We start from the raw sequence: 12,710 nt of genomic DNA on the forward strand, positions 1-12,710 counted from the left end.
CAGCGACATCGGCCTGTGTGTAGCCCAGGCGGAGCCGCGCGTCTCGCATGCGCCTGCCGATCTCCTGCGCCTCGGTCATCGCGGCATCCCGGCGTCGGGGGTGGTGTGCGGGGCCAGCACTCGGTGCAGGATGCTCTCCGTGTTCGTCCTGCGTGTGGCATTCAGGACGGTACCCCCGCCCTGATGAGCGGGGCCGTTGTCCGGGCCGTTTTCCGGACAGCGGCCCGCTGCTTGTAGGTTCGCCGGGAAAGGGTCTTTCGCGGATTTCCCAGGGGAGCGGGCATGGTGGTGGCGGAGGAAGCGGCGCGTGCGACGGGGATCGGGCCGAGGGCCGGTGCGGTCCTGGTGTTCGGCTCGTCGGCGGCGGTGCTCGTCGTCGAGCTTGCGGCGCTGCGCCTGCTCGCGCCGTACATCGGGCTCACCATGGAGATGAACACCACGGTGATCGGCATCGCCCTCGCCGCGATCGCCTTCGGGTCATGGGCCGGTGGGCGGGCCGCCGACGCCGTGGCGCCCCGGCGCGCGCTCGGCCCACTGCTCGCGCTGTCGGGCGTGGCCGTCGCGGCGACGCCCGCGCTGGTGCGGCTCGTGGGCGAGGCGGGCGGCGGCCTGGTCCTGTATGTCGGCTCCGCCTGCCTGTTCGTGCCCGCCGCGCTGCTCACGGCGGTGACGCCCATGGTCACCAAGCTGCTGCTCGTCGACCTCGGCACGACAGGCACGGTGGTGGGGCGGCTCTCGGGGATCGGTACGGCGGGTGGGATCGCGGGCACCGTGCTGACGGGTTTTGTGCTGATCTCGGTCGTCCCGGTCAGCGTCATCCTGATCGTGCTCGGGCTGCTCCTGCTGGTGACGGGCGTGCTGGTCGACGCCTCGACGCGCGACTGGCGCCGTGGCCGCAGGGCTCTGGTGGCGGGCGTGGTCGTCGGCGGCAGCGTGACGGCCAGCGCCGCGGTGCCGAGCGGCTGCGACGCGGAGACGCGCTACCACTGCGCGAGCGTGGTCGACGACCCCGAGCGGGCCAGCGGCAGGACCCTTGTCCTGGACGGCCTGCGCCACTCGTATGTGGACCTCGACGACCCGGCGCACCTGGACTTCGCCTATGTCAGGGCGATCGCCTCGCTCGTCGACACCGCCTATCCCGAGGGCGAGGCCATCGACGCCTACCACCTGGGCGCCGGTGGCCTCTCCGTCCCCGGCTATCTGGCGGCCGTGCGCCCGGGATCCACCAGCGTGGTCTCCGAGATCGACCCCGGCGTGGTCGAGATCGGCAGGGAACGCCTGGGCGTCGAGACGGGCGAGAGCCTGAACGTCCGTGTGGAGGACGGCAGAGTCGGCCTGCGCCGGATCGCCGCGGACTCCCGCGACCTGGTCGTCGGCGACGCGTTCGGCGGCGTCAGCGTGCCCTGGCACCTCACCACGCGCGAGGCCGCCGCCGACATCCGGCGCGTCCTGCGCCCCGGGGGCGCCTACGCGGTCAATGTGGTCGACCATGGCGAGCTGGCGTTCGTCCGCGCCGCCGTCGCGACGCTGCGCGCGGAGTTCGCGCATGTCGCGGTGGCGGCCGAGCCGGGCGCGTTCGACGGTGCCGGGGGCGGCAACTTCGTGGCGGCGGCCTCCGACACCGCCTTCGACACCGAGGCGTGGGGGGAACGCGTCGCCGAGCGCGGCAGCGACTGGCGGGTCGTCGAAGGCGCCGCGCTTGAGGAGTGGATCGGCGACGCGCGGGTCCTGACCGACGACTTCGCCCCGGTCGACCAGCTCCTCACGCCCTACCCGAGGCGGTGAACGCCGTTCCCCGGCACCGTCCTTGAGGGAGTGCCGCCCCCGGCCGTGGCTCGGTCCCCGTGGGTCAGTCCCTTGCCACCGCCGCCCGGCCCGCCTCCAGGCGGGCGATGGGGATGCGGAAGGGGGAGCAGGAGACATAGTCCAGGCCCGCGGCGTGGAAGAAGTGCACGGACTCGGGGTCGCCGCCGTGCTCGCCGCACACGCCGAGCTTGAGGTCGGGGCGCGTGGCCCGGCCCGCGGCGATGGCGGTGGTGACGAGCGCGCCGACGCCGTCGGCGTCGATCGTCTCGAACGGGGAGACGCCGAAGATGCCCTTCTCCAGGTAGGCGCCGAAGAAGCTGGCCTCGACGTCGTCGCGCGAGAAGCCCCACACGGTCTGGGTGAGGTCGTTGGTGCCGAACGAGAAGAAGTCGGCCGACTCGGCGATCTGGCCCGCCGTCAGCGCGGCGCGCGGCAGCTCGATCATCGTGCCGAGCTGGATGCCCAGGCGCGTGCCGTGGGCGCGTTCGACCTCGGCGATGACCCGTTCCGCCTCCTCGCGGACGATTTCGAGCTCCTGCACGGTGCCCACGAGCGGGATCATGATCTCGGGCCGCGGCGCGCCGCCCGCCGCCACGCGCCGGGCCGCGGCCTCGGCGATGGCCCGCACCTGCATGGTGAACAGGCCGGGGACCAGGAGCCCGAGCCGCACGCCGCGCAGCCCCAGCATGGGGTTGCGCTCGTGCAGCCGCCGCACGGCGGTCAGCAGCCTGGCGTCGTGGACGTCGTGGGACAGCGCGACGCGCACGGACAGGTCGGTGAGGTCGGGCAGGAACTCGTGCAACGGCGGGTCGAGCAGCCGCACGGTGACCGGCAGGCCGTCCATCGCCGCGAACAGGTCGGTGAAGTCGTCGCGTTGCAACGGCAGCAGCGCGGCAAGCGCCGCCTCGCGCTCGTCGTCCGACCCGGCCAGGATGAGGCGTTCCACCAGCGTGCGGCGCTCGCCCAGGAACATGTGCTCGGTGCGGCACAGGCCGATCCCCGCGGCGCCGAAGCGGCGGGCGCGGGCGGCGTCGTCCGCGGTGTCGGCGTTGGCGCGCACGTCGAGGCGCCTGGCGCGGTCGGCGCAGGTCATGAGCCGGTGCACGGCCGCCACGAGGTCGTCGGCTTCGGCGGGCGCCGTTCCCTCGAAGTACTCGACGACGGCGGACGGCGCGACGGGTACCTCGCCGCGGTACACCGCGCCCGTGGTGCCGTCGACGGAGATGACCTCGCCCTCGGCGACGACCGTGCCGTCCGCGGTGGTCAGGGTGCGCGCGGCGGCGTCGACGCGCAGCTCATCGGCGCCGCACACGCACGTCCTGCCCATGCCCCTGGCGACGACGGCGGCGTGCGAGGTCTTGCCGCCGCGTGAGGTGAGGATGCCCTGGGCCGCGAGCATGCCGTCGAGGTCGTCGGGGTTGGTCTCGCGGCGCACCAGGATGACGTGTTCCCCGGTGGCCGCGCGGGCGACGGCGGTCGCGGAGTCGAAGACGGCGGCGCCCACCGCGGCGCCCGGCGAGGCGCCGATGCCGGTGGCAAGGCGCGCGCCCGCGGCGTCGCCCGCCGCGTCGCCCGCCGCCCCCGTGGCGAACCTCGGGAACATCAGCCGCGCCAACTGCCCGCCGCTGACCCGGCGCAGGGCCTCGCGCTCGTCGATGAGGCCCTGGTCGAGCAGCTGCACGGCGATCCTGAACGCGGCCGCCGCGGTGCGCTTTCCGACGCGGGTCTGGAGGATCCACAGCGTGCCGCGCTCGATCGTGAACTCGATGTCGCACAGGTCGCGGTAGTGGTTCTCCAGCACCTCCATGGTGCGCAGGAGCTGGGCGTAGCAGTCCGGGTCGATGTCGGCCAGGTCGGCCAGGGGAACGGTGTTGCGGACGCCCGCGACGACGTCCTCGCCCTGGGCGTTGGCCAGGTAGTCGCCGTAGACGCCCTGGTGACCTGTCGCGGGGTCGCGGGTGAACGCCACGCCCGTGCCCGAGTCGGGGCCCATGTTGCCGAAGACCATGGCGACGACGCTGACCGCGGTGCCGAGGTCGTGCGGGATGCGCTCCTGGCGCCGGTAGAGGCGGGCGCGGTCGCCGTTCCACGAGTCGAAGACGGCGCGGATGGCCAGGTCGAGCTGCTCCCGCGGGTCCTGCGGGAAGCCGCGCCCGGTGCGCGCGCGCACCACGTCCTTGAACCGTTCGACCAGCGCGCGCAGGTGACCGGCCGTCAGCTCCACGTCGGACGCGGCGCCCGCCGCCCGCCGCGCGTCGTCGATGAGGTCTTCGAACGCGTCGCCCTCGATCCCGAGGACGGTCCTGCCGAACATCTGGATGAGCCTGCGGTAGGAGTCCCAGGCGAACCGCTCGTCACCGGCCTGGCGCGCGAGCGCGGTCACCGACGCGTCGGTCAGGCCGATGTTGAGAACGGTGTCCATCATCCCCGGCATCGAGAACCTGGCCCCCGAGCGCACCGAGACAAGGAGCGGGTCGTCGCCCTGCCCGAGGCGGCGGCCCATGCGCCGCTCCAGCGCGTCGAGGCGCGCGCTCACCTGAGCGTGCAGCGTGTCCGGCTCCGCGCCGGTGCGCAGATAGGCGCGGCACGCCTCGGTGGTGATGGTGAAGCCCGGGGGAACGGGCAGGCCGAGCCTGGTCATCTCGGCCAGGTTGGCGCCCTTGCCGCCGAGCAGGTCGGCGAGGCCCCTGTGGCCCTCGGCGAAGTCGTAGACATAGGTGGGGGCGGCGGCGGTGGCCGTCGCCGCGGCTGAGGCTGAGGGTGTGGCTGAGGGTGTGGCTGAGGGGGAGGGAGGGATGAGGGAAGGGGTGCGTATCTCCGGCACGGGACTTCGACTCCTCGTGAACGGCTGCCCTGACACGGGGAGGCTACCCCCGGGAGCGCTCATCTGAGCGTTTGGTGTATCAAACGTGGCGGGAGTCACGTCGGTGGGCCCGGCCCCGGCACCGCGTTCCGCCACGCCGCGCGGCGGAGAGTGGCGGAGACTGGACGGCGGAACGTGAGGGAAGGAGCGCGCGATGGAGATCGCCGCGTATGGCGTCACGGCGGACGAACGCCCCCTGCTCGAGGCGGCGTTCGAGAGACGGCACCGGCTGCGCTGCCTCGAGCTGACCCTGGATCCGGACACGGTGGCCACGGCGTCCGGATTCGAGGTGGTGTGCAGCGGCGTCAACGACGTGCTCGACCGGGCCGTGCTGGAACGCCTGGCCACGGGCGGGACCCGGATGATCACGCAGCGGGCCACCGGGTACAACAACATCGACCTGCGCGCGGCCGGTGACCTCGGCCTCACCGTGGCCCGGGTGTCGTCGTACTCGCCGCACTCGGTCGCCGAGTTCGCCTGGGCGTTGGCGCTCGCCGTCAACCGGCGCGTGACCCGGGCGGCGACGCGCACGCGGGACTTCGACTTCCGGCTCACCGGCCTGATGGGCCGTGACCTCCACGGCCTGACGGCGGGCGTCGTGGGCACCGGCAAGATCGGCACCGCGTTCACCAGGATCGCAGCGGGGTTCGGCATGCGCCTGCTCGGCTACGACGTGGCCCAGAGCCAGGAGTGCCTGGCCCTGGGCATGGAGTACACCGACCGCGACCGGCTGTTCGCCGAGGCCGACCTGATCAGCCTGCACCTGCCGCTGCTGCCCGACACCCACCACGTCGTGGACGCCGCGGCGCTCGGCCGCATGAAGGACGACGCCATCCTCGTCAACACCAGCCGCGGCGGGCTGATCGACGCCCACGCGCTGGTGGAGACGCTGCGCGCCGGACGGCTCGACGGCGTGGGCCTCGACGTCTACGAGGAGGAGGCCGGGGTGTTCTTCTTCGACCGGTCCCTCGACGTGATGACCGACGACGTGCTCGCCCGCCTGATGACGTTCCGCAACGTGCTGGTCAGCTCGCACCAGGCGTACTACACGCGGGACGCGGTGGGCGAGATCGTCGCGACGACCGCCAGGAACGTCGAGGACTACCTCGCGGGCCGCACCGGCGACGACACCCTGGTCCCGCCGCCCGCCCGGCGCTGACCGGAAGGCCGCGCGGCCGCGGAACACCCCCTGCCACGACGACCGCGCCACCCTGGCCCCCGACCCTTCCCCGGTGCACGACGCGCGGCAGCCGCGCCCGGGGGCCGGGAGCCGGGGCCCGGGAGCCGGGGCCCGGGAGCCGAGGCCAGCCGGTGATATGCGGGTATCACGGCGGGATGGAATGATTTTTCCCATGGTCGATGAGGGCTCCCCGTCATCGCGCGAGCAGGCGAGCGCCGCCGAGGACGTCGACGTGCCACCGGACGCGACGGCCATGGTGGACGGCGCGGGCGTCATCAGCCGGTGGAGCACCGGCGCCCGCTTCCTGCTCGGCTGGTCCGAACGGGAAGCGCTCGGCCGCCACGCGGCCAGGCTGCTCGCCGACGGCCCGCCCTCCGAGACGTTGCGGGGCCTGGCGGGCCTGCGCCGCTGGAACGGCTCGCTCGCGCTGCGCCACCGCGAAGGCCACCGGGTCACCGTTCCCCTCGTGGCGCACCGCGGCGCCCCGGGGGCGGGGGAGGGCGGCTGGCTCCTGGTCACCGCGCTGAGCGGGCGGGAGCCACGCCCCGGCGACGAGGACCTGGTGCCGTGGGGCTTCGCCCAGTCCCCCTGCGCGACCGCGATCTACGACACCGACCTTCGGCTGCGCAAGATCAACGTCAGGATGGAGGGCGTCATGGGCCTGCCCGAGGACGAGGTCCGCGGGCTGCTGCTGCCGCAGATCGGGGGCAGGGAGGAGCACCTGGCGGTGGAGCGCGCGCTGCGCGGCGTGCTGCGCGGCGGGCGGCCGCACGACCTCGACATCACCATGCGGACCGGGGGCGAGAGCCGCGTGCACCCCTGGCGGATGGTCATGGTGCCGCTGCGCGACCCCGAAGGCCGGTCCATCGGGGCGAGCCTGACCGCCCACGACACCAGCGAGGAACACGCCGCGAGGGAACGGCTCGTCGTGGTCAACGAGGCCAGCGTCCGCATCGGCACCTCCCTCGACGTCACCAGGACGGCCGAGGAGCTGACCGAGGTGTGCGTCCCCAGGCTCGCCGACTTCATCACCGTCGACCTGCTCGCCCCGCTCGACGGCCAGCACCCCACCGCCCGCCACCTGACGCTCCTGCGCGCCGCGCACCGTTCGATCCACGACGGCGTGCCCGAGGCCGTGGTGCACCTGGGCGCCCTCGAGGTCTACCCGGAACGCTCGCCCCGGGTCAGGGCGCTGAGCGAGGGCCGGACCATCCGCTGCGACGACGCCGATGAGGTGTCGCGCTGCTGGAGCGGCGAGAGCGTGTCCAGGGCGGCGATCTTCCGCGAGTCCGGCGTCCACGCGACGCTTGCCGTGCCGCTGCGGGCGCGCGGCACGGTCCTCGGCGTGGCGGTGCTCGTGCGGCACCGCCGCCCCGAGCCGTTCGCCGACGACGACGTGCTGGTGGCCGAGGAGATCGCCGCGCGGGCCGCCGTCTGCGTCGACAACGCCCGCCGCTACACCAGGGAGCACGAGGTCGCCCTCACGCTCCAGCGCAGCCTGCTGCCCCGCGCGCTGCCGCGCTCCGCCGCCGTGCTCACCGCCTCCCGCTACCAGCCCGCCACGCCGCACGCCGGGGTCGGGGGCGCGTGGTTCGACGTGATCCCGCTCTCCGGCGCGCGGGTCGCCCTGGTCGTCGGCGACGTGGTCGGCCACGGCGTCAGGGCGTCGGCCACCATGGGCCAGCTGCGCACCGCCGTGCGCACCCTGGCCGACCTCGACCTGCCGCCCGAGGAGCTGCTCACCCACCTGGACGACCTCGTGGTGCGCCTGAGCCTGGACACCGACGACACCGACGACACCGACGAGACCCACGACACCGACGAGACCCACGACACCGACGAGACCCACGACACCGAGCGGGCCGACGAGACCGGCGCCACATGCCTCTACGCCGTCTACGACCCGATATCCCGCCGGTGCGCGCTGGCCGGGGCGGGCCACCCGCCGCCCGTGCTGCGGCTCCCCGACGGCACGGTCACGGTGTGGGACATGCCGCTCGGACCTCCCCTGGGACTCGGCGGCCTGCCCTACGAGCCCGTCGAACGCGAGCTGCCCGAGAACGCCCTGCTCGCCCTGGGCACCGACGGGCTACTCGAAGGGCGGGGCCGGGACCTCGACACGGGGCTGCGCACGCTGTGCGACGTGCTCGGCCGCCCCGAGGCCGACCCGGGCCGTTCGCTCGACCACCTGTGCGACACCGTGCTCGGCGCGCTGCTGCCCCAGGACGGCGCGCAGGACGACGTCGCCCTGCTGTTCGCCAGGACCAGCACGCTCGACCCCTCGCGCGTGGCCACGTGGGACGTCGACCCGGTCCCCCCTTCGGTGGCCGAGATGCGCAAGCGCGTCAACGAACGCCTCACCGCGTGGGGCTTCGACGAAGACACCGCGCTCACCTGCGAATTGCTCAGCAGCGAGATGGTCACCAACGCGATATGCCACGCGGCGCCCCCGATCAAGCTGCGGCTGATCCTCGACAAGGCGCTCATCTGCGAGGTGTTCGACGCGAGCAGCACGGCCCCCCACCTGCGCCGCGCCCGCTCACTCGACGAGACGGGCCGCGGCCTGATGCTGGTCGCCTCCCTGGCCCAACGCTGGGGCAGCCGCTACACCACAAGCGGCAAAACCATCTGGGTCGAACAGCCGCTCCCCACCTGAACGCCCCCCTGCGGGGCCGCGCGCGCGAACGGCTGCGCGCCAAGCGCTTCCGCGGGCGACCCCGCGCCGGAGGCGACCCCGCTCCGCACCTGGCGCATGCGGCCCCGCGCCGGGGGCAACTCCGCGTCGTGCGCCACCCCGAGCGCGCCGCAGGCGGCTCAGCCACAGGCGCCCCCGCACGTGACTGCGCGCTGAGCCCGCCGCAGGCGACCGCAGGCGACCGCGCAGGCGGCCCCGTATACTCGCCCGCGCGCCGTCGAGCGCGCCATCGCGAACCGGGGGAAAGCGTCCGTGCACCACCATGATGACCCGGCCTGGGGGCCGCTTCCCGTCCGGTCCGCCGCGCTGCGCTGGCTGGTGCTCCTGCCGTTGACCCTGCTGTTCCTGCCGCTGTGGTGGGTGCTGTGGGTCCTCCTCGCGCTGTGCTTCTACGGCGTCGCGTCGGTGGTCCAGCTGTTCGTCTACCTGGTGCCGCGCGCCGAGAGCGGCGCGGTGCGGGTGCTCGACGCGACGCTGGGCCGCGTTCCGTTCATCCCGCGCTGGTGCGTGACCCCGGTCGAGCTGGTGCGGGAGGGCGACGCCGCGTACTACCGGGCGCGCGTGGAGCGGCGGATAGGGAAGAAGGCCCGGCTCGTCGAGAAGTCCCCGCACCTCTTCGCGGCCCACCGCGACCTGGATCTCGGCGTGCACTTCTACCGGGGCGCGGGCGCCGGGTACGTCCTGCGCGTCGCCACGGAAGCGGGCTGGAACCTCCATCCCGAGCTGCGCTCCCACCCCCGCCACCGCCTCAGGCTGCGCCACAGCGGCCGTTGAACGGCGCGCTGAACGGCGCGCTGAATGGCGCGCGAACGCCCCGAGCCCGCCCCTCGTGCTGGTCCGTGTCGCCTTGTTCGGCGGCGGGACTGTGGCCCCCTGCCGGAGGCGGCTTCACCGGGGTAGCCGGGGCGGCGGTCGGTGGCGCAAGCGGTTGGGCGGCGGGAACCCCGTGCAGGTGTTCCAAGACCAACGACACCAGGCGTACCCCGCTGCCCGATCCCGAGCCCGCGCCGCCGCCGTTGGACGAGGACTCGCCGGTCACGGTGATCGTGGGGCGGGAGTGTCCGCCCGCGGTGCCGCTTGTTCCGTGTCTTGGCTGCCCGGAGCGGGTGCGTGACCGTGCCGCCCGCGTGGGTTCGGGCGGTGGGTCGTGACGGAGCGGTGCGCGTCGTGCGGGACGACGGTGCCGCCGCTGGTCGTGGTGGCGGTGCACCATGCCGGGTCGGGGGGCGGGTGGACGCACCGCGCGTGCGTGAGCTGCCTGGCGCGTGAGCGGCTGATCCCGCTCGCCTTCCACCCGCTGCGCCACGACGGGACGCGGCTGGCGTACCCGGAGATCGTTCCGAGTGAACTGGTGGCCACGCTCGCGCCGTTGGGCGAGTCCTCCGCGCTCGCCGCCCCGGTCGGGCGGCTGCTGGCCGCCGTGGCCCGCACGAGGGACCGCGCGCTCGACGCCGACCAGCGGCACGCCGCCCACGACGCCGCCCGCGCCGCCGTCGCGCGGCTGCGGAAGGCCGCCCGGCGGGGACGCGGCACCGCTCGGGAGGCGCGGTGAACGGCGCGATCGACCTCTATCTCCGCGCCCCGACCGGGGCAACGACCAGCCGGTCAACGGCCGCTGACGGCGCGCCGGTGCGGTGCGTTTCAGGCCGTGTGCCGGTGGCGCGGGGGCGCGGTGCTGTCGCGGACGACCAGCTCGGTCGCCAGCTCCACGCGCGTCTGGGTCAGCGGCTCGCCCCGCGCCAGCCTGACCACCATCGTCGCCGCCGTCGCGGCCATCGCGGCGAGGGGCTGGTGAACGGTGGTCAGCGGCGGAACGGTCCACTGCGCCGGGCGCAGGTCGTCGAACCCGACCACGCTGAGGTCGTCGGGGATGCGCAGCCCCGCCTCGGCCGCCGCCCGGTACACGCCGAGCGCCAGCGCGTCGTTGCACGTGAAGATGGCGGTCGGCGGCTCGGGCAGGCGCAGCAGGGCCCGCGCGTGCGTCAGGCCCTCCTCGGCGCGGTAGTCGCCGACGCGGACGAGCGCCGGATCCACGGGAACGCCCGCGGTCCCCATCGCGGTGCGGAAGCCGTCCACGCGGGCCCGGCTGGCCAGGGCGTCCTCGGGCCCCGTGATGACGGCGATGCGCCGGTGCCCGAGCCCGATGAGGTGCCGGGTGGCGGAGAGCCCGCCGCTCCAGTTGCTCGCGCCGACCGAGGGAGAGGCGTGCGCGGGCTCGCCGTTGGGGTCGACGAGGACGAACGGGATGCCGCGGCCGCGCAGTTGACGGCTCTGTGTGTCGGTGAGGACCGAGAACACCTCGATGATGCCGGTGGGACGGCGGTAGAGGATGTCCTCGACCCAGCCGAGCCCCGGCGTCTGGCGGCCTTGCAGCTCGGACAGCACGAGGGCGAGCCGGTGTTCGCGCGCCACCCGCTGGACGCCCTTGATGATCTCGATGTGGTAGGAGTCGCGGATCTGGCGGAAGACCAGCTCAAGCACCGCGGCCGGGCGGGCGGCGCGCTTCTGCCGCTGGTGCCCGTAGCGGCGGATGACGTCCTCGACCAGGGCGCGCGTGCGGGGGGCGACGTCCTCGCGCCCGTTGACCACCTTGGAGACCGTGGCGACCGAGACGCCCACACGGGCGGCGATCTGCGCGCTGGTCAACGGGCCGGTCGGCGTGCCGGTCACAGGCCCGGTCGGCGTGCCGTCGGCGGGAGTTGACCGGTCTGTCGAGGACACGCCCCAAAGCCTACCCCCGGGCCGTCCACGCGGTCGCCGAGCGTCATACGCGCAGCGCCCACACCGTTCCGCCCTGGTCGAGGACGACCGTCAGGCCGTCGCCCGTCGCGGGGGCGCTCACATCGGTGCTGTCGAACTGGCCCGTCCAGCGCTCGCGCCCGTCCTCCGCGTCGAGGATCCGCACGGTGGTCCAGCGCCGGAACACCCGCTCGTCCTTGGTGCGGTAGAGCACGGCGAACGCGTCGGTGGTCCGCACCGCGCCTGTGTCCCCGGCGTCGTCGCGCCAGCGCTCCGCGCCGTCGGCGGCGGCCAGGCACACCGTCGCCTCCCCGGTGGACAGGACGAACGCGCCCGGCACGCTCGCCACGCGGCCGTCCTCGCCGTAGGCGCCTTCGTAGGTCCACCGCGGCTCGCCCGTGAGCGCGTCCACGGCGGTCGGCCGCTCGCGTTCCCCCGCGAGCGGCGGCAGGAGCACGGTGGTGTCCGCCACCAGCGACTCCAGGGGCGGCAGGGGCGCGCCGAACTCGGGCTCATCCCGCAGGAAGGGGCCGCGCCACACCGCCTCGCCCGTGTCCGCGTGGCGGAAGACGAGGTCGGGGCCGTTGTCGCCGGACTCGTACACCAGGATGTCCTCGCCGACGGCGAGCCCGGGGCCGCCCGTCGGGAACAGGTCGGGGCGTTCCCACACCTGCTCGCCCGTCTCGCCGAACAGCGCCCTGCCGCCGTCGAGCAGCACCAGATCGCCCGCCGCCGTGAACGTGTCGCCGTCCTCCGTCCACCGCAGGTCGCCGGTGCGCGCGTCGCTCGCGGACACCAGCCGGTCCTCGGCCTTGAGCAGCAGGCCGCTCGGCCCGTGCAGGTCGAGGCCCGCGTCGAGGGGGACCGAGGGATGCCCCAGGCGCTCGCCGCTGGCCGCGTCGAGGTGGTGCAGCGTGAGATGGGAGTCGTCGGGGCCCTGGGTCAGGGCGAGCAGGGTGCCGCCGACGACGACGAAGCGCGTGTCCCTGACCCAGAGCGCGTCGAGCGGGACCTCCCACAGGGGCTCGCCGCCCGCCACGTCGAACGCGTGGAGCACGGCGTTGTCCCGGTAGTAGTCGCCCGAGGCCACAAAGCAGCGCTCGTCGGCCACGAGGACGTCGTGGCCCGAGTTGTTGCGCACATCGACATGGCTGAGGTGCCGTGACCAGGCGACGGGGTCCTTGCTCGGGTCGCCCGTCAGATACAGGGCCGCCGAGCCGCCCGCCACCGCGAGCGCGGCGGCCGACGCGTGCCGCTCGCGCGCCTCCTTGGCCAGCAGCCGCAGGATCAGGCGGTCCCATGCCGCGGGGACGCCGGGCGCGATGGCGCTCGGCGCCGGGGGAGGGTCGTTGAGGTGCGCCGTGAGGTAGCCGACGGCGTCGGGCGCGGTGAACGGCATGCGCCCGGTCAGCAGCTCGAACAGCACA

At 74.3% G+C, this 12,710-nt stretch carries 8 protein-coding genes; 5 read left to right on the plus strand and 3 right to left on the minus strand.

Annotated features, from left to right (window positions below):
• Window positions 1–282 precede the first annotated feature (282 nt).
• Window positions 283–1,785 carry a fused MFS/spermidine synthase gene (locus DEH69_RS00030; protein ID WP_113684767.1) on the plus strand — a complete coding sequence of 501 codons (1,503 nt, stop codon included), beginning with the start codon at window positions 283–285 and terminating at the stop codon, window positions 1,783–1,785.
• A gap of 64 nt (window positions 1,786–1,849) precedes the next feature.
• On the opposite strand, the gene ppdK is transcribed toward DEH69_RS00030, so the two are convergent.
• Window positions 1,850–4,630, minus strand: a complete 2,781-nt coding sequence (gene ppdK / locus DEH69_RS00035; RefSeq protein WP_258534323.1) for a pyruvate, phosphate dikinase — start codon at window positions 4,628–4,630, stop codon at window positions 1,850–1,852.
• Between the two features lie 193 nt (window positions 4,631–4,823).
• Here ppdK and DEH69_RS00040 point away from each other — a divergent pair, with 193 nt between their 5' ends.
• The 4 genes from DEH69_RS00040 (at window position 4,824) to DEH69_RS00055 (ending at window position 10,096) form a co-directional block, all read left to right on the plus strand.
• Window positions 4,824–5,828, plus strand: a complete 1,005-nt coding sequence (locus tag DEH69_RS00040) for a 2-hydroxyacid dehydrogenase (protein WP_113684769.1) — start codon at window positions 4,824–4,826, stop codon at window positions 5,826–5,828.
• Window positions 5,829–6,021: 193 nt separating this feature from the next.
• On the plus strand, window positions 6,022–8,505 hold the full coding sequence (locus tag DEH69_RS00045) for a SpoIIE family protein phosphatase (RefSeq protein ID WP_113684770.1): 2,484 nt from the start codon (window positions 6,022–6,024) through the stop codon (window positions 8,503–8,505).
• A gap of 291 nt (window positions 8,506–8,796) precedes the next feature.
• Entirely contained in the window at window positions 8,797–9,318 is a 522-nt protein-coding gene (locus DEH69_RS00050) for a hypothetical protein (protein WP_113684771.1), read from the plus strand.
• A gap of 373 nt (window positions 9,319–9,691) precedes the next feature.
• Entirely contained in the window at window positions 9,692–10,096 is a 405-nt protein-coding gene (locus DEH69_RS00055; RefSeq protein WP_113684772.1) for a hypothetical protein, read from the plus strand.
• Between the two features lie 89 nt (window positions 10,097–10,185).
• Here DEH69_RS00055 and DEH69_RS00060 read toward each other — a convergent pair whose 3' ends face one another.
• Complete coding sequence (locus DEH69_RS00060; protein ID WP_309302745.1) at window positions 10,186–11,265, minus strand: LacI family DNA-binding transcriptional regulator; 1,080 nt, start codon at window positions 11,263–11,265, stop codon at window positions 10,186–10,188.
• A 43-nt stretch (window positions 11,266–11,308) separates the two neighbouring features.
• Window positions 11,309–12,709 carry a PQQ-binding-like beta-propeller repeat protein gene (locus tag DEH69_RS00065; protein WP_181727179.1) on the minus strand — a complete coding sequence of 467 codons (1,401 nt, stop codon included), beginning with the start codon at window positions 12,707–12,709 and terminating at the stop codon, window positions 11,309–11,311.
• Window position 12,710: the final 1 nt, after the last annotated feature.

The organism is Streptomyces sp. PT12 (assembly GCF_003311645.1).
GTDB lineage: Bacteria > Actinomycetota > Actinomycetes > Streptomycetales > Streptomycetaceae > Streptomyces.